At 42.9% G+C, this 23580-nt stretch carries 29 protein-coding genes, 1 pseudogene and 1 riboswitch; of the genes and pseudogenes, 18 read left to right on the top strand and 12 right to left on the bottom strand.

The window, feature by feature from the left end:
* The first annotated feature begins 10 nt into the window (after positions 1-10).
* The 5 genes from argB to AC6HZ4_RS20335 all read left to right on the top strand — a co-directional run bounded on the left by argB (position 11) and on the right by AC6HZ4_RS20335 (position 4422).
* Positions 11-781, top strand: coding sequence for an acetylglutamate kinase (gene argB, locus AC6HZ4_RS20355; protein ID WP_497491525.1), 771 nt, complete (start codon positions 11-13; stop codon positions 779-781).
* Positions 778-1935 carry an acetylornithine transaminase gene (gene argD / locus AC6HZ4_RS20350; protein WP_497491524.1) on the top strand — a complete coding sequence of 386 codons (1158 nt, stop codon included), beginning with the start codon at positions 778-780 and terminating at the stop codon, positions 1933-1935. The genes argB and argD overlap by 4 nt, the downstream gene beginning before the upstream one ends.
* A 129-nt stretch (positions 1936-2064) precedes the next feature.
* A complete protein-coding gene (gene argF, locus AC6HZ4_RS20345; RefSeq protein WP_497491523.1) occupies positions 2065-3024 on the top strand; it encodes an ornithine carbamoyltransferase in 960 nt (319 codons plus the stop codon).
* A 430-nt stretch (positions 3025-3454) separates the two neighbouring features.
* Positions 3455-4009 carry a DUF2062 domain-containing protein gene (locus AC6HZ4_RS20340; RefSeq protein ID WP_497495789.1) on the top strand — a complete coding sequence of 185 codons (555 nt, stop codon included), beginning with the start codon at positions 3455-3457 and terminating at the stop codon, positions 4007-4009.
* A gap of 242 nt (positions 4010-4251) precedes the next feature.
* Positions 4252-4422, top strand: coding sequence for a hypothetical protein (locus AC6HZ4_RS20335; RefSeq protein ID WP_497491522.1), 171 nt, complete (start codon positions 4252-4254; stop codon positions 4420-4422).
* A 128-nt stretch (positions 4423-4550) separates the two neighbouring features.
* Here the strand turns inward: AC6HZ4_RS20335 and AC6HZ4_RS20330 are convergent, their stop codons facing one another.
* The 4 genes from AC6HZ4_RS20330 to AC6HZ4_RS20315 are packed head-to-tail and all read right to left on the bottom strand — an operon-like array spanning position 4551 to position 6889.
* On the bottom strand, positions 4551-5318 hold the full coding sequence (locus AC6HZ4_RS20330; RefSeq protein WP_497491521.1) for an ABC transporter permease: 768 nt from the start codon (positions 5316-5318) through the stop codon (positions 4551-4553).
* Positions 5318-6241, bottom strand: coding sequence for an ABC transporter ATP-binding protein (locus tag AC6HZ4_RS20325; RefSeq protein WP_497491520.1), 924 nt, complete (start codon positions 6239-6241; stop codon positions 5318-5320). Before AC6HZ4_RS20325 ends, AC6HZ4_RS20330 begins: the two co-directional genes overlap by 1 nt.
* A gap of 11 nt (positions 6242-6252) precedes the next feature.
* Positions 6253-6567, bottom strand: coding sequence for a DUF1048 domain-containing protein (locus AC6HZ4_RS20320; RefSeq protein ID WP_497491519.1), 315 nt, complete (start codon positions 6565-6567; stop codon positions 6253-6255).
* Positions 6560-6889, bottom strand: coding sequence for a PadR family transcriptional regulator (locus tag AC6HZ4_RS20315; protein WP_497491518.1), 330 nt, complete (start codon positions 6887-6889; stop codon positions 6560-6562). Before AC6HZ4_RS20315 ends, AC6HZ4_RS20320 begins: the two co-directional genes overlap by 8 nt.
* 143 nt (positions 6890-7032) lie before the next feature.
* Here AC6HZ4_RS20315 and AC6HZ4_RS20310 point away from each other — a divergent pair.
* Positions 7033-7586 (top strand): annotated as a pseudogene (locus tag AC6HZ4_RS20310) (helix-turn-helix domain-containing protein).
* 74 nt (positions 7587-7660) lie between these two features.
* Here the strand turns inward: AC6HZ4_RS20310 and AC6HZ4_RS20305 are convergent.
* Positions 7661-8791: a CapA family protein gene (locus tag AC6HZ4_RS20305; protein ID WP_497491517.1), complete on the bottom strand. Its 1131-nt coding sequence runs from the start codon at positions 8789-8791 to the stop codon at positions 7661-7663.
* 403 nt (positions 8792-9194) lie between these two features.
* Between AC6HZ4_RS20305 and AC6HZ4_RS20300 the strand changes: the two genes are divergently transcribed.
* From AC6HZ4_RS20300 to AC6HZ4_RS20275, 6 genes are all read left to right on the top strand, one after another.
* A complete protein-coding gene (locus AC6HZ4_RS20300; protein WP_497491516.1) occupies positions 9195-11120 on the top strand; it encodes a bifunctional 2',3'-cyclic-nucleotide 2'-phosphodiesterase/3'-nucleotidase in 1926 nt (641 codons plus the stop codon).
* 67 nt (positions 11121-11187) lie between these two features.
* On the top strand, positions 11188-11766 hold the full coding sequence (gene srtD / locus AC6HZ4_RS20295; protein ID WP_497491515.1) for a class D sortase, LPxTATN-specific: 579 nt from the start codon (positions 11188-11190) through the stop codon (positions 11764-11766).
* 237 nt (positions 11767-12003) lie between these two features.
* On the top strand, positions 12004-12705 hold the full coding sequence (locus tag AC6HZ4_RS20290) for a DUF554 domain-containing protein (protein ID WP_497491514.1): 702 nt from the start codon (positions 12004-12006) through the stop codon (positions 12703-12705).
* A gap of 119 nt (positions 12706-12824) precedes the next feature.
* Positions 12825-13442 (top strand): hypothetical protein, encoded by a 618-nt coding sequence (locus tag AC6HZ4_RS20285; RefSeq protein WP_497491513.1) that lies wholly within the window; start codon positions 12825-12827, stop codon positions 13440-13442.
* Between the two features lie 153 nt (positions 13443-13595).
* Complete coding sequence (locus AC6HZ4_RS20280) at positions 13596-14015, top strand: hypothetical protein (protein WP_497491512.1); 420 nt, start codon at positions 13596-13598, stop codon at positions 14013-14015.
* Positions 14016-14054: 39 nt separating this feature from the next.
* Entirely contained in the window at positions 14055-14291 is a 237-nt protein-coding gene (locus AC6HZ4_RS20275) for a hypothetical protein (RefSeq protein WP_497491511.1), read from the top strand.
* 58 nt (positions 14292-14349) lie between these two features.
* Here AC6HZ4_RS20275 and ribH read toward each other — a convergent pair whose 3' ends face one another.
* The 4 genes from ribH to ribD all read right to left on the bottom strand — a co-directional run bounded on the left by ribH (position 14350) and on the right by ribD (position 17910).
* Entirely contained in the window at positions 14350-14814 is a 465-nt protein-coding gene (ribH, locus tag AC6HZ4_RS20270; RefSeq protein WP_497491510.1) for a 6,7-dimethyl-8-ribityllumazine synthase, read from the bottom strand.
* Positions 14815-14962: 148 nt separating this feature from the next.
* Positions 14963-16156 carry a bifunctional 3,4-dihydroxy-2-butanone-4-phosphate synthase/GTP cyclohydrolase II gene (locus tag AC6HZ4_RS20265; RefSeq protein ID WP_497491509.1) on the bottom strand — a complete coding sequence of 398 codons (1194 nt, stop codon included), beginning with the start codon at positions 16154-16156 and terminating at the stop codon, positions 14963-14965.
* 16 nt (positions 16157-16172) lie between these two features.
* Positions 16173-16817 carry a riboflavin synthase gene (gene ribE / locus AC6HZ4_RS20260; protein ID WP_497491508.1) on the bottom strand — a complete coding sequence of 215 codons (645 nt, stop codon included), beginning with the start codon at positions 16815-16817 and terminating at the stop codon, positions 16173-16175.
* Between the two features lie 10 nt (positions 16818-16827).
* A complete protein-coding gene (gene ribD / locus AC6HZ4_RS20255) occupies positions 16828-17910 on the bottom strand; it encodes a bifunctional diaminohydroxyphosphoribosylaminopyrimidine deaminase/5-amino-6-(5-phosphoribosylamino)uracil reductase RibD (protein WP_497491507.1) in 1083 nt (360 codons plus the stop codon).
* A gap of 212 nt (positions 17911-18122) precedes the next feature.
* A riboswitch (FMN riboswitch) is annotated at positions 18123-18268 on the bottom strand.
* Between the two features lie 266 nt (positions 18269-18534).
* Between ribD and crcB (AC6HZ4_RS20250) the strand changes: the two genes are divergently transcribed.
* Positions 18535-18939, top strand: coding sequence for a fluoride efflux transporter CrcB (gene crcB, locus AC6HZ4_RS20250; protein ID WP_497491506.1), 405 nt, complete (start codon positions 18535-18537; stop codon positions 18937-18939).
* Positions 18936-19283: a fluoride efflux transporter CrcB gene (gene crcB, locus AC6HZ4_RS20245; RefSeq protein ID WP_497491505.1), complete on the top strand. Its 348-nt coding sequence runs from the start codon at positions 18936-18938 to the stop codon at positions 19281-19283. The genes crcB (AC6HZ4_RS20250) and crcB (AC6HZ4_RS20245) overlap by 4 nt, the downstream gene beginning before the upstream one ends.
* Before the next feature lie 30 nt (positions 19284-19313).
* On the opposite strand, the gene AC6HZ4_RS20240 is transcribed toward crcB (AC6HZ4_RS20245), so the two are convergent.
* Positions 19314-19535 (bottom strand): CDGSH iron-sulfur domain-containing protein, encoded by a 222-nt coding sequence (locus AC6HZ4_RS20240; protein ID WP_497491503.1) that lies wholly within the window; start codon positions 19533-19535, stop codon positions 19314-19316.
* 157 nt (positions 19536-19692) lie between these two features.
* Here AC6HZ4_RS20240 and AC6HZ4_RS20235 point away from each other — a divergent pair, with 157 nt between their 5' ends.
* Positions 19693-19935 carry a DUF2552 family protein gene (locus AC6HZ4_RS20235; protein ID WP_497491502.1) on the top strand — a complete coding sequence of 81 codons (243 nt, stop codon included), beginning with the start codon at positions 19693-19695 and terminating at the stop codon, positions 19933-19935.
* A 115-nt stretch (positions 19936-20050) separates the two neighbouring features.
* Here AC6HZ4_RS20235 and AC6HZ4_RS20230 read toward each other — a convergent pair whose 3' ends face one another.
* Positions 20051-20953, bottom strand: a complete 903-nt coding sequence (locus tag AC6HZ4_RS20230; RefSeq protein WP_497491501.1) for an alpha/beta hydrolase — start codon at positions 20951-20953, stop codon at positions 20051-20053.
* A 240-nt stretch (positions 20954-21193) separates the two neighbouring features.
* Between AC6HZ4_RS20230 and AC6HZ4_RS20225 the strand changes: the two genes are divergently transcribed.
* A complete protein-coding gene (locus AC6HZ4_RS20225; RefSeq protein ID WP_497491500.1) occupies positions 21194-22147 on the top strand; it encodes a LacI family DNA-binding transcriptional regulator in 954 nt (317 codons plus the stop codon).
* A gap of 72 nt (positions 22148-22219) precedes the next feature.
* Here the strand turns inward: AC6HZ4_RS20225 and AC6HZ4_RS20220 are convergent, their stop codons facing one another.
* Positions 22220-22450 carry a hypothetical protein gene (locus tag AC6HZ4_RS20220; protein WP_497491499.1) on the bottom strand — a complete coding sequence of 77 codons (231 nt, stop codon included), beginning with the start codon at positions 22448-22450 and terminating at the stop codon, positions 22220-22222.
* 243 nt (positions 22451-22693) lie between these two features.
* Between AC6HZ4_RS20220 and AC6HZ4_RS20215 the strand changes: the two genes are divergently transcribed.
* Together AC6HZ4_RS20215 and AC6HZ4_RS20210 are read left to right on the top strand one after the other, a co-directional pair.
* The gene (locus AC6HZ4_RS20215) at positions 22694-23149 is read left to right on the top strand and encodes a ribbon-helix-helix domain-containing protein (RefSeq protein ID WP_497491497.1); all 456 of its coding nucleotides are present in this window, start codon (positions 22694-22696) and stop codon (positions 23147-23149) included.
* Positions 23150-23248: 99 nt separating this feature from the next.
* The gene (locus tag AC6HZ4_RS20210) at positions 23249-23521 is read left to right on the top strand and encodes a YqkE family protein (RefSeq protein WP_497491496.1); all 273 of its coding nucleotides are present in this window, start codon (positions 23249-23251) and stop codon (positions 23519-23521) included.
* The last annotated feature ends 59 nt before the right edge of the window (positions 23522-23580 follow it).

The raw sequence follows: 23580 nt of genomic DNA, 5'->3' as shown, positions 1-23580 counted from the left end.
GGAGACGGAAATGAAAGAGGCAATTGTAGTAAAGTGCGGCGGAAGCGTATTAGCACGTCTGTCGGACACTTTCTTTTCGAGCCTGCAAAAGCTGAAAGCAGAGCACGACCTTGTTGTTGTCCATGGGGGCGGGCCCGAAATCGATGAAATGTTGACGAAGCTGAACATTCCGGTAGAAAAAAAGAACGGATTGCGCGTCACAACAAAGGATGTACTGCAGGTTGTAGAAATGATTTTATGCGGCATGGTAAATAAAAATCTCGTAGCGCGCTTTGAGAAGAACGGTGCGTCAGCTGTCGGATTATCCGGCTGTGATGGCAAGCTTCTTGAAGCGGCCGCTTTAAATGAAGAGCTTGGATATGTTGGCGATGTGAAAGCTGTAAATGTGAAGCTGCTTCAAAGCCTGTTGTCACAGGAGCTCGTTCCAGTGGTGTCTCCAGTAGGCATGGATACAAGCGGTCAGCTTTACAACATTAACGGTGATACAGCAGCGGGAGCGATTGCTTCTTCGCTTGGAGCAAAGCAGCTTTTATTTGTAACGGACGTTCCAGGTGTGCTTCATAATGGCGAGCTCATTCGCGAGGCGAACGAAGAGCTGTTGTCAAGCCTCATTGAAGAGGGTGTTATTACGGGCGGCATGATTCCAAAGGTGAAGGCAGCTTTAGCTTCCCTGCAAGGTGAAGTAGAACAGGTTATTATTGTAGATGGACTTAAAGGCTTTATCGATGAAAATGGAGAAATTATTGGAACAACTGTTACAAAAGGAGTGAAGGCAGGATGAGCAGCGCATTATTTCCGAATTACAAACGTTGGGAATTGGAAATCGTAGAAGGCAAGGGCGCAAAGGTAATCGATGCGAACGGAACAGAATACTTAGACTTTGTCTCTGGCATCGCTGTATGTAATCTAGGGCATTGTCATCCTGCCGTGGTTGAAGCAGTGCAGGCACAATTACAAAAGCTATGGCATGTTTCAAATCTTTTTGAAAACTCCTTACAGGAGGAAGTTGCGTCTCTTCTCGTTGCAAATAGTGACGGACAGCGCGTATTTTTCTGTAATAGCGGAGCAGAAGCGAATGAAGCAGCTATTAAGCTAGCTCGTAAATATACAGGAAAAAGCAAAATCTTAACGTTCCATCAGTCGTTCCACGGCCGTACATTTGCGACAATGACGGCGACAGGACAAGAGAAAATTCACAGCGGCTTCGGTCCGCTGCTGCCAACATTCTCTTATTTACCATTTAACGATGCAGCAGCGCTTGAGCAGGCGATGGACCATGAAGTAGCAGCTGTTATGGTAGAGGCTGTGCAAGGAGAAGGCGGCGTAACGCCGGCACAAGCAGAATTCCTGCAGGCAGCAGAAAAGCTTTGCAAGCAATATGGGGCATTGCTAATCATTGATGAGGTGCAAACGGGAATCGGACGGACAGGAAAAGCATTCGCTTACCAACACTACGGCATTTCCCCTGATATCATTACTATTGCGAAGGGACTTGGAAACGGTATTCCAGTTGGGGCGCTTGTTGGAAAAGAGGAGCTTGCTGATACGTTCAGTGCAGGTACGCACGGCACAACGTTTGGCGGAAACATGATTGCCATGTCTGCTGCGAAGGCAGTATTAGAGAACGTAATGCAGCCGGAATTCCTAGATAGCGTGACGGACAAAGCAGCGTATTTCATGGAGCTTCTGCAAGATGCAACAACTCTTCCAGTCGTCAAGGAAGTACGCGGAAAAGGATTAATGATCGGGATAGAATGTAATGGAGAAGCGGCTCCTTTTGTAACAGAGCTGCAAAAGAAAGGCTTGCTCGTATTGGTGGCAGGACCAAATGTCGTGCGTCTGTTGCCTCCTTTAACGGTAACAAAGGAAGAGCTGGAAACAGCGGCTCACATGATCAAAGAAGTGCTGAGTAAAACAAGTGTTATCTCATTATAATAAAAGTAGAAATAGATAGATTTGCTCACATAGTGAAATATTCCTCACCATGAAAGATTCGTATTTGCCTTTTATGGTGAGTGTTGTTTTTCATAAGGGAGCAAGACAATCAAAGGGAGGCGTACTTACATGAGTGTATTACAACAAACGATAGATATAAAATTAAACGCAAAGGATGTATTAACATTAGAAGAGCTTAGCTCAGAGGAGATTTTATCCTTGATTCAGCTGGCTGTGCAGCTGAAGAAGCAGCGTGCTGAAACGGGAAGCAATCCAAATGTATTGCAAGGAAAGGTATTAGCGATGATTTTCGATAAAAGTTCTACGCGTACACGTGTTTCCTTTGAGGCGGGCATGCTGCAGCTTGGCGGACACGGTATGTTTTTAAGCGGAAAAGAACTGCAGCTTGGCCGCGGCGAAACAATTGAAGATACAGCAAAAGTATTATCGCAGTATGTAGATGCAATTATGATTCGTACATTTGAGCACGAGAAAGTAGCAGAGCTTGCGAAGCATGCGACAATTCCTGTGATTAACGGCTTAACAGATGGTCATCACCCTTGCCAAGCTCTAGCAGATTTGCAGACAATTTATGAGGAAAAAGGAACGTTCCAAGGTGTGAAGCTTGCTTATGTTGGAGACGGCAACAATGTACTTCATTCCTTATTAATTGGAGGCGCAAAGGTTGGCTTGCATGTAGCGGCTGCTTGTCCGGCTGGTTATGAGCCAAATGAGGAAATCGTAAATACAGCGAAGGAAATTGCCAAGGAAACAGGCGCTGTGATTGAGATTATGGAAAATCCACAAGCAGCTGTGCAGGGAGCGGATTTCCTATACACAGATGTCTGGACTAGCATGGGGCAAGAAGAGGAAGCGGCAAAGCGTCTACAAGATTTTGCGGCATATCAGGTAAATGAGCAATTGGTACAATGGGCTAAGCAAGATTACAAATTTTTGCATTGCTTGCCGGCACACCGCGGTGAAGAAGTGACGGCAGAAATTATCGATGGTCCACAGTCCGCCGTATTTGAGCAGGCTGGAAATCGTCTTCACGCGCAAAAAGCAGTACTTGCTGCTTTATTACAATAGCTATGAAGCAAGCGGTCTTCTAAAGGAGGCTGCTTGTTTTATTTATACTTTAAGAAAGCATAAATTTCCAGCTAGGAGCTAATTCGGCATAGTAGGAAATTTTAGGAATAAAGTATAAATGCAACTACGCCTCTGTCTTCGCCTAAAAGCTCGCCAATCGGCGAGTTTTCTTTATTGAGATAAGAAAGTATAGCTTTCGGAGAATTGTCCAGCTGGCAAATCGCAGTCAAATAGCCTTCCACGCACAGAGCAAACAGTGCCTTTCATAGTAAAAGGAGCTAAGTAGAACAGGGCGTTTAGTGCTTTGTTAAAATATGTATTACTATTTTAAATATTTACTATCTTTTTTAACTCTTCTTTATACATTATAATAGTATATACAAGGAGAAATATATGTTTCGGGAAACTTGTGAAGGATAAAACGGGAGAGATGCATGTGAAAAGGGAAAGAAGGAAATACGGCTTTTGGAGAAAGATACAACGTGCGTTTAAGCTTAATTTTTATAAATTATTTCGATCTCCTGGCGGTGCCAAAAAGGTTGCGCTTGGATTCGCACTTGGCTTTGGTATGGAGATGATTGTTCTTTCTACTGCTTCTTTAATTTACTTACTGTTTTACCCAATTGTCCGTCTATTCCGCGGATCTCTTCCGGCAGCGATTATTGGAAACGTTATCGGGAAGCTAACGTTTTTGCCTGTTGTTTTACTCCCGTTTGCTCATGCGCTCGGTAAGTTTATTTATCCAGTTAAAATAAATGATAAACCGTTGAAGGAGCACTCGCTTTTAGAGGTATTTTCGGGGAACTTTCTAGATATCGCTAAGGAACTGCTGCATAGCGGGTTATACACATTGATTGGAATGACGGTTTTTGGAACATTGCTTGGTTTCGCTTCGTATTTTATCATTTACCGTCTGTATGAAAAGGAACGGCAACGCCGTATGGAGAAAAAAAAAACAACGGCAGTGGCGCTGATGCGTACGTAACGAATAAACGGGATCCTGCGTAGATTCCGTTTATTTTTCACTTTAAGAAAGTATAAATTTCCAGCTAGAAGCGTATTCGACGTATCAGGAAATTTTAGGAATAAAGTATAAGTGCAACTACGCCTCTGTCTTCGCCTAAAAGCTCGCCAATCGGCGAATTTTCTTTAATATATGGCAAAATCGCCCACCCAAACAGCTTGTGTAATGCATATTGTTCAATATATGCATAGGAGGGATTCTATATGTTTTGGTTATACCCTGTTGTTCCGCCGTATTATTATGCTCCGACATATGCTCCTGTCTTAGAGGAGCGATTTATGCCATTCCGCCAAAACGAGCAGGTGCAGATTCAGCCGTATTTGCAAACATGGCCGTATTCGAATACGTATTACGGCAATTATTATGAATCATGAAGCTGCCCTAGGGCAGCTTTTATCATTATTAAAATAGAGAAATTGGGCTTTTTTTCGTTACTCCATTAAAGTGCCCTTTTGTGGAATAACACCAAATTTACTTTCTTTAAATTATTATTAATAGTTACTTATACTCTCCTATAAGCTTTCATTCCAAATATATATGAAATCATTATGATTAGCACCATCCAACCAATAGACACCCACAAATCATTTCCAGCAGCATGTGAATTTAATAGATTTCTGATTGTTTGAATAATTGGTGTCATTGGTTGATTTTCTGCGAAGAGGCGAACTACCTTTGGCATTCCATCCACAGGAACAAATGCGGAACTGACAAAAAGCATCATCAACAAGATGTAAGAGAAGGAACTAGCTCCTTCAATACTCCCAGCAGCCAATCCAAAAGGTACTGAAAGCCATGTTACTGTAAGAGAAAAAAGAATAATTATTAACCCCGCAAGAAGCCATTCAGAAAATGTTGCCTCACTTCTAAATCCAGCTAGGAATCCTACTAACAAAACTGCAATAATAGAAACTAACATAAAGACAACTGAAGCGAAAACCTGACCACCTAATACGGATGATTTTGATATAGGCATTGACTTAAATCTATCAAACATCCCTGCTGTTTTATCTAAGTTAATCCGTAATGAGGTATAAGCTGATCCGGTGGCAATCGTCATTAATAAGATTCCAGGAAGCACATAATTAATATAGTCCTCTTGAGACACTCCTTGAATTTGGATTGCTCCTCCAAATATATAAACCATACCTAATAACATCATAACAGGCATAGCAATAACGGTAATAAGAGTGTCGATACTTCGCATATTGTGTTTAATAATTCTATTGGCAAGTGCTAATGTATCTCCAAAATTTTGTCTGATTTTCATTATTTTCCTCCTTTTGTAAGTGTAATAAACACATCATCAAGGGTTGGAGTAATCATTTTGAAAGTCTTTAGTTCAAGTTTTTCAGTTGTTAGAGCATTCAACACGTTTAAAGTAGTTGTTATATCCTCTGTTAAATCAATGGAAATCTCACAATCGTCTTTTTTTACAGGAGAATATGGTTCTAAAAGTTTTAAAGCTATCCCGGTGTCTTGATTACTATTAAATACAAGAAGTAATTTATCTGCTCCAGCAATACGTTTCATTTCATCTGGGGTTCCACTGGCAACAATTTTCCCTTCACGTAAAAAGCCTATCTGATCAGCTAAATAATCTGCTTCCTCTAAGTATTGGGTCGTTAAGAAGATTGTTTTCCCTTGCGACTTCATTTCTTTAATAGTATTCCAAAGATCCTGCCTACTTCTAGGGTCCAATCCAGTGGTAGGTTCATCTAGAAAAATGATTTCTGGATTCCCAACTAAACTCATTGCTAAGTCAAGACGCCGTCGCATTCCTCCTGAATAATTTGAAACAGCTTTATCTTTGGCCTCAGTCAGATCAAACTTATCTAACAAACTTTCGGCAACTTTTCTCGGATTGCGTTCATGTCGCAATTTTGCAATCAATTTAAGGTTTTCGTATCCAGTCAGTACACCGTCAACAGTGGTATTCTGTGAACTAAAACTAAATAGCTTTTGTGCCGCCATAGGATTGTCAGCAACATTAATATCATGAATTGTCACCTTTCCACCATCGCTATTAAGTAACCCCGTAACGATTTTTAATAGGGTACTTTTCCCAGCTCCGTTAGCCCCTAATAAGGCATAAACGGAACCTTGTTTCACAGTGATATTTACATCTTTTAAAACCTTATTCCCTTTAAAACTCTTTTTTACATTTTTGATTTCAAGAACAGTTGAATTCATGGCTCGCTCCTTTATTTAATAGAATCTCTTAATTTATTTCTTAGTTTGTCAATCCATGTTTCTTCCGGAAACTCAGCTAAGAATGAGTCGGCAAATTCTGCTATATCATTTCCTACTACATCTCGTATACTTAAACCATCACTGGCACTACTCTCGAACATCTCTAAAATATTGTTTAAAACCTCCAACATACCCGATCCCTTAGCAAAGTTCCACATATAATTTTCAATTGCTTTCATTGTTTTTCTGTACTCTTCAGGTAATTCATTCACTCTTTTTTTATATGCACGATATTCTCGTTTTTCTTGAATTATCTTTTTAAACATCTCTTTGCTCCTTTATTTCATTCATTTTTTCTTCTAAGAATGACCAGCGTTTCCAAAAATCATTTAATTCTTGTTCTCCTTTAGCATTCAGTGTGTAGAATTTTCTCGCGGGTCCAAGCTCAGATTTTTTCTTCTCAATCTCCACGAGCCCTTTTTTCTCTATTCGAACAAGAATGGTATAGACAGTTCCTTCCACAATATCATCAAAACCTAACTCATTTAGGTACTTAGTAATTTCATAACCATAGGTTTCGCCTGTTTGAATCTTTTGAAGCACCACACCTTCAAGAACTCCCTTAAGCATTTCAGTTAAATCTTTCATATATCCTCCTTACAACTACTCAGCAATACTTAGTACTACTACATAGTATTACAAAGTAGTGGATGTGTCAAATATTTTTCTTTTTATTTTAATAAATCCCTTTTAAGTTATCAGACGTTATATTGTACACAGGGTGTGTATTTATGGAGGAAATAAATTTTATCATTGCCAAAAATTTAAAAGCCTCTAGAGAAAGGGAAAAGTTCAGCCTTGAAAAGGTCGCTGAGCTGACTGGAGTAAGTAAAACTATGATTGGTCAAATTGAAAGAGGAGAATCGAGCCCAACTATTACAACTATATGGAAAATTGCAAATGGCCTAAAGATTTCTTTTACTCCTCTAATACATAATCCGTAACCAGATACCAAAGTTGTTTTAAAAAGTGAGGTTCAAACATTAACTGAAGATAACGGAAAGTATCGAGTTCACCCCTACTTTCCTTTCCAAGATGACAGACGCTTCGAAGTTTATTCAGTCGAAATAGAAAAAGGTGGTTTCTAAGTTCGGATGCGCACAAAGGGGGAACAGAGGAATTTTTAACTGTGTTTGATGGGGAATTAACTGTTCGTGTAAATAACATTGAGTATACAATAAGAAGTGGGGATTCTATCAGATTCAAAGCTGACAGACCCCATACCTACCATAATTCAGGAAACACATTAACTCGATTAAGTTTGGTCATATACCATCCAGCTTAAAAACCCCGTTCTACGAGCGGGGTTTTATTTGGGACTTTGTAATAATGCCAATATCAAATTAAACTTCCGCCTTGTTACTTTGTTTCAACAATCCGAAGCGTCGGAAGAAATGTTTTCATATGCTGTATGATGTTTTGATATCGCTCCTTTGCAAGCGGATATTGTTCTTTTGTAACCTGCGCAAGCGGTATGACCTGATAGTGCGATTGATTGCGAGAGTACGTGAAGGTTGGAAGAAAGGACGGGTCTTCCAATACAATGCGTCCATCCTTCTCTTTTTTTATAGAAATCTCTGTAATGCCGCCAAAGTGTGTTTCTTCATTTTCCTGTCCGGCAAGAAAATTGCCGAGCGAGTAGGCAACAAAGGTTTGATTTCCTTGTTTTCCGGTCACGAATTCAGGAGGCTGCAGTACATGTGGATGGTGTCCGAAAATGACAGAAACACCGAGGTCTGCTAAAAATTGTACAATTTCCTTTTGGCTGCTGTTGGGCAGCGTCTCATATTCGGTTCCAAAATGAAGGATGACAATGACTGCATCTGCAAGCTGCTTTGCCTGTTCCACATCTTGTTTCATTTGTTCGGTTTGCATTAGGTTCACCAGATGGGGCTTTTGCAGCACTTCGATCCCATTTAAACCGTATGTATAAGATAAGACGGCGCATGTAATGCCATTTTTAGAAAAGGTGCGAATCGTATTTCTATCCTCCTGTGACGTGTATGCGCCTGTTCGGATCATGCCGAGCTGATCCCAATAGGAAATGCTGCGCTGCAAGGCTTGTTCGCCGCGGTCCAGCGTATGATTATTCGCAAGGCTAATCACATCAAATCCGGCAAAAGCAAGGGCATCAGCGATTTCAATCGGACTGTTAAAGGAAGGGTATGTGGATAAACCGATTTCTACGCCTCCCATTACCGATTCCTGATTTGCGAAGGCAAAATCAGCCTTCTCAATATAAGGCTTTACAGCAGCAAACATAGGCTGAAAATCAAATTGGTTTTCACCGGTGCGGGCATCATTATAAACAACGTCGTGAAGGAGAATATCACCAACTGCTGCGAGCCGCACCGCAGCTTCTTCAGATTGATTCGTTTGTTCAGCCATCTCCTTCGCCTGCGGCCGATTCTTAATCTGAAGAAGAAAAATGAGGCTGATGCAAGCTGCAGTAAGTAAAATGAGTATGATGGGTGAGCGTACATATTTCATTGCTGCATGACTTCCTTTATCAAAAAATAGAGTATAGAAGCTAGTATCTCCAACAGTGATTTGTGTAAAACAGCAGTAAAGGCTATTTGAAGCATGATGAGTAGGCAGCATAGGATGTGTGTTATACTAACTTGACATACAATTTATTTGAACTGCTCGCTAACGCTCTTTTCCTACAAAAGGAGTTCCTTTGGGAGCAGGGCAGATCGCATCCGCTTTTCTTACACTTTAAGAAAGTATAAGTTTCCAGCTGGGAGCCAATTCGACGTAGTAGGAAACTTTAGGAATAAAGTGCAGCTGCGCCTCCGTCTTCGCCTAACGGCTCGCCAATTGCCGAGTTTTCTTTATGATAAAATGATGAAGATGGGTAGCAGCCAAGTCTAGGATAAAGGGGAATGACACCATGAAAAATAAGAAAATGGCATCAGATGCTGCTTTGACGCTTGGCTCCGTCAGTCCGCAAACTACAAGGGAGCATGTGGTAAAATTAAAAATTTTAGAAACCTCTGATATCCATATGAACCTTGCGGATTATGATTATTATCAAGTAAAAATGGATGAAAAGGTCGGGTTGGCCCGCATAGCCACCTTCATTCGGCAAATACGCAGCAGCGAGAAAAACACGCTGTTGTTTGATAATGGTGATGCAATACAAGGAACACCGCTCGGCGATTATATGTATAAGTCCAACCGTTTGTCACAGGATCACCCTGTATACCGCGTGATGAATCTGTTGAAGTATGATGCAGCAGCACTCGGAAACCATGAGTTTAATTACGGATTGTCTTTTCTGAAGCAAGCGCTGGAGGGAGCAGATTTTCCCATCGTGAACGCGAATGTGTATCAAGATAATGGAAACAGCATCCAATCTTTAAACTGCTTTACGCCATATATAATATTGGACAAAGAAGTAATGGATGAAAGCGGGGAAATACATACAATCAAAGTTGGGGTGATCGGCTTTGTTCCGCCGCAAATTATGATTTGGGATAAAGGAAACCTCGAAGGAAAAGTCATTGTGCAGGATATCATTCAATCAGCTAAGAGGTTTATTCCAAAAATGAAGCGGGAGGGGGCTGACATCATCATCGCCCTTTCTCACTCTGGTATGGGGGATGCATCCGTATATGTAGAAAACGCCGAGAATACATCAGCCTTTTTAACAACCATTCCTGATATTGATGCGATATTGGCGGGACACTCTCATGATTATCGAGCAGAGGTGATAGATGGCATTCCGATCACGATGCCGGGATGCTTCGGAAGCGCGCTTGGTGTCATCGACTTAGAGCTTCGCAATGAAAAGGGTGCGTGGATCGTCAACAAGGAGAACTCAGAAGCAAGCCTGCTTCATATTTACGATAAAACGGCGCAGGTATCACTTGCGGCTGCAGATTCGCAAGTATTAGCTGCCATTCGGGAGGAGCATGAAGAAACAATCCGTTACGTCAATCAAGAGATAGGCATCTCTACAGCGCCGATTAACAGCTACTTTGCTTTAGTGCAGGACGACCCTTCCATACAACTCGTCACAAATGCACAAAAGGAATATGTAGAGGAATGGCTGAAGCTTCCTGAGAATAGCCAGTATGCGAATATTCCTGTATTATCTGCAGGAGCCCCGTTTAAAGCTGGCGGCCGGGGCGGCGTGCATTATTATACAGATATTGCAGCAGGAACATTAATGATTCGAAGTATTGCAGACTTATACGTCTATCCGAATATGCTAGCGGCAGTGCTGCTAACAGGTGCAGATGTAAAGGAGTGGCTGGAAATGTCAGCCGGGCAATTTCATCAAATCGATCCAGAAAACACAGGAGAGCAGGAGCTCATCAATCTAGAGTATCCAACCTACAACTTCGATGTTCTAGACGGTGTGTACTATCAAATTGATGTAACGCAGCCTGCAAAGTATGACAAGGATGGAAATATCGTGAATGCCGATGCGCAGCGCATTGTAAACCTAACATATGACGGAAAACCGGTAACTGCTGAGCAGAAGTTTATTGTAGCAACCAATCATTATCGGGGAAGCAGTCCGACGTTCCCGGGTGCGAAGAATAGCACAGTTATTTTACAAGCACCGGATGAGAATCGCCAAATTGTTGTGAACTATATCCAAAAGAAGAAAATCGTTGATCCTACTGCAGATGGTAACTGGTCCTTTAAACCGATTTACGGAAAAGCACTGCAAATTGTATTTGACTGCTCGCCAAACGCTCAAAAATACTTGGAAGGCCAAGAACGTATTCAATATGTTGGTGATTCTGTGAATCCCGGTTTTGCGAAGTATACTATCAACATGGCATATGAAGCGGCATTTTCATAATTGATGCAATTCTGCATCTGTTTTATGATACTGATAAGGAAAAGATTATAAAGGATGTTGCAAGAGGATGAGAAAATATGTTGCAGCTTTGCTATTTATAACAGGAATAGCGCTAGTAAGTATAAATGGATGGCAGTTTATTGATGCAAAGCGGCAGCAGAAGCAATCAACAGCGGAGGCACAAGAGGTGTTGGGAAAAGCAAAGGACACAAAGCCGAGCCGTGCTGCATTTCAGCCGAAAAAGAATGAAACAATCGGCATGCTTCGGATTCCGAAAATTAACGCTGCTCTTCCTATTATAGAAGGAACAGACCCAGATGACTTAAAAAAGGGAGTCGGACATTATACCGGTACAGCATTTCCAGGGGACAGCAACCAAATTTTGCTTTCCGGTCATCGCGATACAGTATTTCGGAGATTTGGTGAAATAGAAAAAGGGGATGAGTTGATTCTAGAGCTGCCGTACGGCACATTTCGTTATGTAATGGATCACGCAAAAATTGTCCCGGCAAACGATACGACAGTGATTGGTTCAACCGCACCAAATGAAGTTTTAAATGTGTCAACCTGCTATCCATTCCGATTTATCGGCTCAGCACCAGATCGTTATGTTATATATGCCTATCCTGAAGTAAAACAGCCGTAAGCAGGCTGTTTTTTTATTATAACTTTTAGAGAGATTGGCTCACTCCCGCAGCCTGCTTCCGTCCCCAAAATAACCTCCGGAACAAAAGGAAAAGAGCGCCTGTATACTGGAGAACACCCTTTTACAGGTCAAGGGCAGACCATTTCTGCTTTTCTTATATAGTTAACTATCTTGAATATTCTGCAAAAATAAAATATGATTAGGAAGGTAAAAAGGAGGAGAAGGAGAGGTACATCAATGTCACTGCTCGGAACACTCGTAAACGCTGTTGCTATCATTGCCGGCAGTTTACTCGGACTTATTTTTCGAAACATTCCTGAAAAAATGAAGGACACTGTATTGCAGTCTATCGGCTTAGCTGTTGTTATTCTGGGAGTAGGAATGGGGCTTAAAAGCAAGGAATTTCTAATCGTTATCAGCAGTCTTGCCGTTGGTTCGGCACTTGGGGAAATGTGGGCGCTCGAAGACAAGCTGAATGCGCTTGGACTTTGGCTAGAAAGAAAGGTTGGTGCAAAAGAGAAGGGAAATATCGCCCGCGGCTTTGTAACCGCTACGCTTGTCTATGTAATCGGAGCAATGGCCATTATCGGGGCGCTTGACAGCGGTTTACGCCACGATCATACTGTCTTGTATACAAAATCGCTTCTTGACGGCATATCCGCTATTATTTTCAGCTCGGCGCTCGGTATCGGGGTCGCATTTTCTGCTGGTCCCGTTTTTTTATATCAAGGCGCAATTGCGCTGTTAGCGACACAAATCCATACATTTGTACCAACGGAAATTATGGATCAGCTTATTATCGAGCTGACAGCTACAGGCGGTGCTCTTATCATCGCTATTGGACTGAATATTTTAAAAATCACGTCTATTCGTGTCGCAAATATGCTGCCAAGCCTATTGTGCACGATTATACTTGTGCTTGTCATGCAGTATATGTAAAGAAGCAGGGGGAGAAATTCCCCTGTTTTTTTATACAATTTTTTATAAAAACATGAGGAAAAAACAACCAATTGGGTAAAATAACGGTAATCTTCCATAATAAAAGGAGTGAACACACAATGAAAAAACAGGTAATAGCATGGACAATGGCTGGTTTATTGGCAGTAGGTGGAGCAGGGATGCTGCCAGCAGTAAAAGCGGAAGCGATGCATGGGCAGCTTTGGAAGGACGGCTCGCAGCATGAGCATTTGCTTAGAATGGCAAGGCATTTTGGAATTGCAACAGAAGGAAAAAGCGATGAGCAGATAAAGGCGGAGCTGCATCAAGTGCTTGAGAAAAAGCATCGGGAGCGTCTACTGCAAAAAGCAAAGGAATTTGGGATTCAAACAGAAGGAAAGACAGTCGAACAAATCCATAATGAAATTCGTAAGCTGCACGAGTCGGACTTAAAAGAGGAAGCAAAGCGCTTTGGCATTGCAACAGAAGGAAAATCGCTGTTTCAGTTAAGAGAAGAGGTACAAAAAGCACGGTATGAGCAGGAGCATGAGCAGCTCGTACAATCGGCGAAAAAACTTGGGATCCAATCAGAAGAAAAAACGAACTACCAGCTGCGTAAGGAAATTATGAAAAAAGAAGAAGCACAAGTCATGGAAGAAGCAAAAAAGCTTGGAATTCAAACGGATGGGAAATCGTACGAGGATATTAAAGGGGCAGTAGAAAAAGCAAAGAAGCAGTAAAACACAGCAGTCGGGCTCATGTTGAGTCCGGCTATTTTAGTGCGTAAAAAATGGACTCATTCTCTTATTTCCAAGAAGTTTTCTCCTCATGGGCGAATTTTCCTTTCCCCTCCTGCGCATAGTAACAATGAGAGTAAGGTCAGGAGGGTTGATATGTGCAGATATATATTAGCAACAATGACTTTTTTGATTTTATTTAAGGCGCTCAGCGCAGACCCCGTGAAGGCTGCGACGGAGCCGACGCAGCAGGAAATGCATATGCGTATTGAACAGCATTTCCGTCAAAAGGCCGAGCATTTTGGGATTGAAACAGAGGGAAAAGAGCTCAAGCAGGTGCGCGAGGAACTGCATGATGCCCAGGAGGCGAAGCGTTTAGAGATGATTCAGCGTGCAGCGGCGCGGTACGGAATTGAAACGGAAGGAAAGAGCATGCATACGATTGTTGAGGGCATTCGAGCAGCTAGAGAAAAAGAGGTACATGAGCTTGCCAAGAAGCTTGGGATTCAAACAGAAGGAAAAACGATGCAGCAGCTTACAGCTGAAGTGGGGGAAAAGCAAGAGGCTGCAAAATAAGCGATGCTGCTTACAACAAAAGAAAAGAGGTTTTAGACAATGGCGCTCAACCGGCATATTCTGCTAAATCATTGGACGCTTGTCATGCATGATGGATGCAAACTGTATTCGAGTGAAAATGATTACGTTGTATTTGATTGGGAGGGGGATATGCTGGTCGGATTAACTGTACAGGAAGATATTCTAGAGGTGTATAAGTCCTCTTGGCATTTGAAATATCGGCTGGACATTCATAGGAAGGAAATTGTCATTACAAATGAACCAAATGAAGAGTAAAAACGAGACCCGATGGCAGGTCTCGTTTTTATGTTTGAAAAAGGATAGCGTTCTTTTGTTATCCTTGCAATTGTCTGCCCAGGTTTGCCATTTCAATCGCAGAAACAGCAGCCTCCCAGCCTTTGTTGCCAGCTTTTGTGCCAGCGCGTTCGATTGCTTGCTCGATTGTTTCTGTTGTTAGTACACCGAAAATAACTGGTACTTCCGTTTGTAATGAGATCGCAGCAACACCTTTTGCTACTTCGTTGCACACGTAATCATAATGCGTTGTTGCGCCGCGGATTACTGTGCCAAGTGTAATAACCGCATCATATTTGCCGCTTGTCGCCATTTTCTTTGCGACTAATGGAAGCTCAAACGCGCCTGGTACCCAAGCTACGTCTACGTTTGCATCAGCAACGCCGTGACGCTTTAAGCCGTCTTGGGCACCGCTGAGCAGCTTGCTTGTAATGAATTCGTTAAAACGTGCTACTACAATTCCTATCTTTAAATCCGTACCAACTAAATGTCCTTCAAATATCATTGTTTTCGTCTCCTTTTATAAATAAAGTATAACTTTTTTGCATTGCCCAGCCCCTTGCTGTCAAACAAGCCTCACCACAAAAGGCAAAAGCGCCTTCCATGTGCGGGTTGTTTGCCTGTCCCAGCTAAGCAGGGCGCTTGCGCTTTTCTTACAGGCGCAGCATGTGCCCTAATTTTTCGTATTTTGTTTTGAGATATTCTTGATTTTCTCGCTTCGCTGGCAGCTGCAGCGGAACGCGTTCTACTACCTGTAAATCATGCCCCTGAAGGCCCGCGATTTTACGAGGATTGTTTGTCAGCAATTTAATATCGCGCACACCTAAATCCTTTAGAATTTGCGCACCAATGCCATAATCGCGAAGGTCTGCATCAAAGCCGAGCTTATGGTTCGCCTCGACAGTGTCATAGCCCTCTTCTTGAAGCTTATAGGCGCGCAGCTTGTTGATCAAACCAATGCCGCGGCCTTCCTGACGCATATATAGCAATACTCCGCTGCCTGCCTCTTCAATTTGAGCGAGTGCTGCATGCAGCTGCGGTCCGCAATCGCAGCGGTATGACCCTAGTACATCTCCTGTTAAGCATTCGGAATGTACGCGTACTAATACAGGCTCATTTGGATTGATTTCACCTTTTATGATTGCAATATGCTCTTTGTCGTCAAGAGAGTTTGTATAGCCGATGGCACGGAATGTTCCGAATTCTGTTGGAAGCGTAATTTCCACCTCGCGTTTTATGAGCTTTTCGTTGCGGCGCCGATATTCAATTAACGCTTCAATCGTAATCATTTTTAAATCAAATTGCTCCGCAACCTTTTCTAAGTCCCCAACGCGTGCCATTGTGCCGTCTTCGTTGATAATTTCACAAATGACCCCGGCTGGCTCCGATCCGCATAAAATCGCAAGATCCACGGCAGCTTCTGTGTGACCGGCGCGACGCAGCACACCGCCTTTTTTCGCGATAAGCGGGAAAATATGCCCTGGCCGCTTAAAATCGCTTCCTTTTGCTTTTGGGTCCAGCATTTTTTGGATGGTAAGGGAGCGCTCATAAGCGCTAATGCCAGTTGTTGTTTCCTTATGGTCAATGCTCACTGTAAAGGCAGTGCCGTGCGCATCTGTATTGTTTGTTACCATTGGTTCAAGCGATAGGCGCTTTGCATGCTCCTCCGTAATTGGTACGCACACAAGGCCGCGTCCGTGCGTGATCATAAAGTTAATCACTTCCGGCGTTGTTTGGTCGGCAAGCGATACGAAGTCACCTTCATTTTCACGATTTTCATCATCGCATACGATAATCGGCTTTCCAGCCTTTAAATCGCGTAACGCCTCTTCCACTGTATGAAACATAGCGTTCTCTCCTTTCTTACATATATCCGTGCTCTTGTAAAAAACTTGCAGTAAGCGAGGATTTTGGTGCTTCCTCCCGGCGTGTAAACCGTTCAATATATTTGCCGATCATATCACATTCAATATTTACGATATCACCGACTCCTTTATGCCCGACAACAGAATAATCGACCGTATGCGGAATTAAGGAAATCGTCACCGATGTATCGTCTAGACCGAAAATCGTAAGGCTTGTGCCGTCGATTGTAATGGATCCTTTAAAAATGCAGTAACGCAGCAAATTTCTTGGAAGCTCAATTCGGTAATAGATGGCGTTGTGGCTTTTTTTCTTCTCTACAATCGTTCCAAGGCCATCAACGTGACCGCTCACAAAATGACCGCCGAATCGTCCTCCTGCGCTCATCGCACGCTCTAAATTAACAGAGGAGCCGCGTCCTAACGCCTGCAGCGATGTTGCTTTTACCGTTTCCGGCATCACATCAACCGTAAAGGAGGAGGATGTGAAGGATGTAACGGTTAGACAGACGCCGTTCACAGCGATGCTGTCGCCAAGATGCACATCCGATAAAACGCGGGAGGCTGAAATGGTCATCGTAATGGCCTGCCCAGTTTGCTGCATCCGTTCAATTTTTCCGATTTCTTCAATAATGCCTGTAAACATGCTGCACCTCCTATTTCGGAATTGCGACGATTTTAATATCGTCTCCGATGTTCTCGATGGACTGAATGGAAAGAGAAGCAGCATCAGCGAGCGAGGAAAATCCGCTGCCGCCAAAAATAGTCGGCGCCGTCCTGCCGCCAATCAGCTTCGGGCTGATATACACAATGAGCTGCTGAAAGCATTTCGCTTGCAAGAAGCTTGCATTCACTTGCTGCCCGCCCTCTACAAAGAGAGAAAGAATTCCTTTTTCTCCTAAGATGGCAAGTACTTCATCTATCTCAATACGGTTTGTGCTTGCCCCGATAACCGTTACCATATCAGATGTATATTGTTCCCTTTTTTCCTGGGGTACATGTGAACCAACGATAATCCATGTCGGTGCCAAGCTGTCCGTTACAACAAGAGAGTCTAAAGGTGTACGCAAATTTGTATCTAAAATAACGCGAATCGGATTCTTCCCGCCATTGGGCAAACGTGTCGTTAAACTTGGATTGTCAGCAAGAACGGTATTGACGCCAACAAGAATGGCGTCATGCTCGTGTCTGTAGCGATGCACATCCAGCCGAGCCTTTTCTCCTGTAATCCATTTGCTCTCTCCTGTTACAGTCGCAATTTTGCCATCAAGGCTCATTGCTGTTTTAATGGTGACATATGGCTTATGCTCTGCCATGTAATGAAAAAAAACGGTATTGAGCTCGCGCGCTTCTTTCTCAAGTACGCCGACCTCCACCTCGATGCCTGCATCCTTTAGGCGCTGTATACCTCTGCCAGATACAAGCGGATTGTTATCTAGCGAAGCTACAACAACGCGTTTTACTTTCTTCTCAATGAGCAGATTGCTGCAAGGCGGTGTTTTGCCAAAATGGCTGCATGGCTCGAGCGTGACATATGCAGTCGCACCTTCTGCTTTATCTCCCGCCATTTTGAGCGCATGTACCTCGGCGTGGCCTTCTCCCGCCTTTAAATGGGCACCGAGGCCGACAATAACACCATCCTTCACCACAACAGCACCAACGGTTGGGTTCGGACTTGTTTGCCCCTGCGCGGCCTTCGCAAGATCGAGCGCGAGCCGCATATATTCCTGATCTGTCATAGCAAGACCACCTCTCCTAAAAAATCAAAAACCCCAAGGAAGCTCCTTGGGGTTGGGAGAGACGTTTGTTTTCAGCGGTCACAAGGATACAAAAGCACGGAGAAATAAGCCTAGCCGCATCATTTTGAAAAACGAGCAACTAGAACAAGTGTTCTTAAAAAAGAAATACACTTGCCCTTATGTAGGCATATCCTTATGCACAGCCTGAAAACGCAATCCTTCTCCCATCCAGACTATACTGTCGGCCCTAGATTCTCACTAGATCCACCGCTTTGCGAGTGCAAAGGCGGGTCACGGGCTTAGAAGACAAGGCTTCATCACCGCCGGTTGGGATTTTCACCCGACCCCGAAGGATATTGTTTTCTGAAATTATAGCACAAATTAGAAAAAAAGGTACAATAATTTGATTGTGATGAATGTAAATGGTTTATTCTTCGTTATTTTTATAAATTTTTGTGTTCTTTATTAGTATATTTGGAAAAAAATAAGGACTGATAGAAATGCTCAAAGGCAAAAGACCTTATACATGATACATATTGTGCTCTTGCTCATGTTTGCTATAATGTGAGAAAGCTGCTGCCTTATGTAACAAAAGAGAGCTTGCTATTTTATAGGGGGGAGAACATGACATATATAGCAGTAGGAATGGGGGGAGTCGTTGGCGCGCTGCTCCGGTACTGTCTTGGAATTTTTATAAAGGAAACAGCTCCAGGCATATTTCCGCTTGCGACGCTAATAGCTAATGTAACAGGCAGCTTTTTGCTTTCGTTTTTAACAATGCATCTATTTCGTCTTGGGAGGCTGCATCCTCGTTTCGCAACTGCAATCGGAACAGGTATTATTGGCTCTTTTACAACGTTTTCCACGTTTAGTGTAGAAACCGTGCGCTTGCTTCAGACAGGTGAAACAATGGCGGCGGCTTTCTATGTTGGGTGCAGTCTGTTCGGCGGTTTGTTGGCGGCTCGTTTTGGCTTTGATGCCGGAGATGCATTATTTCGCCGTTTTGCTAAGGGAAAGGAGACAGCATGAGCTTTTTATTGGTTGCGGTTGGCGGTTTTTTCGGGGCGATTGCTCGTTTTGCCGTAAGCAATTATGTGAAAGCCCGTTATGGCGGGACGTTTCCATACGGTACATTTTTCATTAACGTGCTGGGCTCATTTTTGCTCGGCTTGCTTGTTGGAGCAAGCGTGGATAATCGTGTCCTTCTGCTTTGTGGAACGGGTTTTATGGGGGCGTTTACGACGTTTTCTACCTTTAAGCTCGAGCTTATACAGCTTAGGGGAAAGGGGAATGTCTTTCTTTCATACATAACAGCGAGCTATATATGCGGGATTGCCGCAGCGTTTTTTGGTTTTTTTGTTGCTGGTATGTAAAAAGACCCTGCTCGCACAGGGCCTTTTTTCTTACTCTATGTCTGTTTCCTCCGGCTGCGGCGCTCTTACGACAGATTGGAACTTTCCTTTATGTGCACCGCTGCAATATGGCATATTTGTTGATAAACCGCAGCGGCAAAGAGAGAAGGCAGGTTTTGCTGGAAACGCATTTCCTTGTGAATCCACCAATTCTACATCACCTGTTATGCGGAATGAACCATTATCATTGACTTTAATTTGTACCTTTGTCATTCGTTCAGCCTCCTGTTTTTCATTTATTTCCATAATATAGACATTTTTCCGCCTTTTCAATCTTCCCCGTATATGTATGTTTAGAAAGGTGCTTTCTTTCCAAAAACTTAGGATGATATAATAAGCTTTACAAGAAAAAGGACATAGGTGAAAATGGATGAGCAAAAAACTACATACGATTCAAGCGATTGCGAAAGATAGAAAGTGGGTTTCCTTTTTACATGATAATCAGCCGTACAGCCTGCTGCATTGGTCAGAAGCTGGCATGGAGGATGAAGTAAAAGACGCTTGGCTGCTGCAGGATGAAATGACATTTGAAACGCAGGAGTTTGCGACGCTTGAGGAAGCGATGAATTGGATTTCTGAACATCTGAAGGATGTTACAGATGTGCTGGCATAAGGTAAAACAAGCATAAGCCGATAATGAAGGGAAGAATCGTATAACGGATTCTTCCCTAATTTTATGCCTGCTGCTTTCCCTTTCATAACAAATGAAGAAGCAAACATCGAGGGTATTATAGCTTATACCGTTCTAAGAAGCTGTCGATTGCCCTCTCATACGCTTCCTTATTTTCCACATACGACATTGCATGAGCGCCCCGCTCTGCAATAAACAGCTGCTTCGGTCCGATCTTTTGCTCATACAGCTCCTCTGTCATTTTAGATAAAATATAATCGTCATCCTTGCTGTGGATGAACAAAATCGGGCTTTTAATATGCTTCACACATTGAATGGGGGATACATCCCGCACCTTATACCCATCCCGCAGCTTTAAAATTGTGTTTGCAAGAGGAAGCATTGGCCACTTCGGCAGCCTGAATTCAACTTTAAGCCGATAGGAAAGCTGTTCGTAAAAGTCGGAAAATGGACAATCGGCAATGTAAAAGTCCGCTCCATCCTCGACCATTCCCGCATACTGCAAAAGTATGGCGGCTCCCATCGATTCCCCATGAATGCCAAGGGTAATATCTGAACCAAATCTTTTCTTGATATACTGGACAACCGCTTGTAAATCATACTTTTCATAATAGCCATAGCTCGTTGTTTTCCCGCCTGTTCTGCCGTGACGGCGGTGATCATAGATCAGAACATTGAAGCCGCGTTCTAAAAAGAGATTGCCGTATTTCACCGAATTCAGCTTATTCACTGTGACGCCGTGGCAAAAAATCATAAATCGTTTGGAATGCCCTGATGGAATGTAGTATCCATGAATTTGATAGCCAAACGGTGATTCGATCCAAATATCTTCCTTCTGGATCGACTGAAACTTCCTCAGATCAAAGTTTGTATTTGCTTCGCGCCGCATAATTTCCTCATCTGTTTTCTTTTTCAGATACATGATTTTGTTTGTGAAAAATATGCCGGCTCCAAATAACACTGCAATGAAGGTGCCCATTAAGGCGAAAAACGCTCTCATAATAATCCTCCAATAATTATGCTAGAAGATATTGTATCACACAGCCAAAAAAAGCGGGAGAAGGGATCGTATGCTGCATCCGGTTTGATCGGATATGTAACAAACGTTACATATTGCAAATTATGACCAAAATAGGGAAATAACTTCAGATTATTCCTTTTTTTTCATATTCATCTTGACGGCTCGCCTCGTTTGTTTTACGGTAAAACTGTAACGCATTACCGCAAAGAGGTGGAAAAGGTGGCAACAATTCGTGATGTCGCAAAGTTAGCTGGTGTTTCGGTAGCAACCGTGTCCCGCGTTTTAAATAAAAAGGGATACGTTCATGAAGAGACGGTGAAGCAAGTAGAAGAAGCAATAGAAAAGCTGCAATATAAACCAAATGCAGTAGCAAAGTCGCTTTTTAAGAAATCCTCTACCATGATCGCGCTTCTTGTATCTGACGATTCCGCTCCTTCCTTTTTTGAGCTGTTTTCTTCTATTGAGCAAGCAGCATATGAGGCTGGGTATCAAATTGTAATGGGAAGAGCAAATGGAAAATCATCCTATGTAGACACACTGCTGCAAAATAATGTGGCGGGCTTTCTCGTTATGAATGAAGTGTATGAGCAGGTCAAGAAGCAAATTTCCTCTACCCCGTTTGTTGTGTTGGATGGTGAAGTACATAACGCGTATGCTGCTGTAAAGTGCTGCGACTATGAGGGAGCAAAATTGGCAACGGAGCAGCTTGTGAAAAAAGGCTGCAGTTTTCTGGCTCACCTTCGCGGTCCAGAGCATAATGAGGCGATGAATGAGAGGCTGGAAGGTTTCGTCGATACTGCTGAGTACTACGGTATCCCGTACCGAATCGTAACGAGCGGTTTATCTGTTAGGGAAGGGGAACAAGAGACGATTGCGCTGCTGCAAAATGCGCCTTACATAGATGGAATTGTTGCTTGCAGCGATATGGTGGCAATCGGAGCTTTGCGCGCGGCGCATCGCCTTCACCTGTCTGTTCCCGATCAGCTTCAGCTTATTGGGATTGATGGAATAGCGGAGGGAGAATTTTTATACCCGTCCCTTACAACGGTCGGGCAGCCTCATGGGGACAAAGGGACGATTGCCGTTCACATGCTTCTTCAGCAAATGAAAGAGAAAACGAATGCAGTTCGCCGTTTACGCCCTGTTCTCATTGAGCGAGAAACAACAAGCTAAGCAATTTATATAAATACAATAGCAAAGGGTCTGCCTCACAAGCAGACCTTTTGCTATAGGAGAGAATGTAGTTTAATCTGTCTCCAAATCCATAATACCCATTCCCACAATCTCAATCGCGGCAATTTCACTTGAGCGGATGAGTCGGTGTCCGAAGCGGTTGAAGTTATATTCGGAAATCCGAAAATGCAAGTCACTTAAAGCCTCGTCCCAATCGGAATGGGAAGATGCCTCGTATACTTCAAACTCTTTTCCGCCTTTTAGTGTAATCAGGAGCTGGTACACATATTTAGCTTCTGTCATGGCCTTTTCCTCTGCTCTTTTTATTTTCTTTTATTGTACTGTGAAAATAGGAAATATGTCATCCATATTGGTTATGAAAAGGTCGGAATGATAAAGTAATCGGAACTGGAGTATGTATAGAAATAGAGAGCTGAACAGTTGATTTTATGTTATATAAAGTTTAAAAACAATAGCTGGCCTGATGCAGGTTTAGTATTGTCTGTTCCTTTCTTGCAAGCTCAATTGTGTTAGGGGGTGCGGGTCATGAAGGTAGGAGACATTATTGACCGTTTAAATAGGAGAGAATCGCTCGTCATATTGGCAAAGCAGCTTGGTATGATGCCGCACACATTATCAAAAAAGCTGCGGTTATTTGGATATGAGTATGATAGCAAAAAGAAAGAGAGAGTGTTTATCGGCGAGGGGGAGGAGCCCAGGGAGCAGAGTATTTTTGGAGAAGTGTCTCCGCCTGCAGTAAAGGAGGTATATGATTATCAAAAGCTTATGTACGAAGAATTACGTCATATTCGATCCTTGCTTGAAAACCGTCATATATACACCTCACTGCCCCAAGAGGAAGAACAACGGATGCGAAGAACCTTTACGCTTCCTGTATCACTGTTACATCATTTGGATGCAGCTTCTTCTAAACGGGGCGTTCAAAAATCAAGAATAGTAGAAGAGGCACTGCGGCTATTTTTTGGAGAGAATAAACAATGAGGGCCTCGCGGCCTGTATACTGGAAAGAAGGTAGGGCATTTGCTACAATAGTTAAAAAATAAAGCCGTAATTTAGGGGAACAACAAGGAGAGAGAGCGTATGGCGAAAAAACAAAACCAGCAAAGACAACCCGTTCGCAAAGCTGAAACTGAAAAGGAAAGCGTGCGCCTGGGAGATTTTTTAAATAACGATGTACTGCAGCAACTGAAACAAAAGCAAAAGGCGCTGCAGGAGGAGCAGGAAAAACAGCAGGAAAAGCAGCGTGCTGAGGAGTTGGAACGGAAAAAGCGCGAGCAGCGAGAACGCGAAAAAAATAAGACATTTGAAGATTTGCTTAAAGAAAGTAATTTATCTTGGAAGGATTTCAAATAGGCAAATATAAGCTATAGGAGCGGCCAAGCAAGCTGAATTTCTACAAATAGGTGCAGGGT

It is taken from the genome of Ectobacillus sp. OTK, from assembly GCF_059698935.1.
This window is presented reverse-complemented; position numbering and strand designations above follow the sequence as displayed.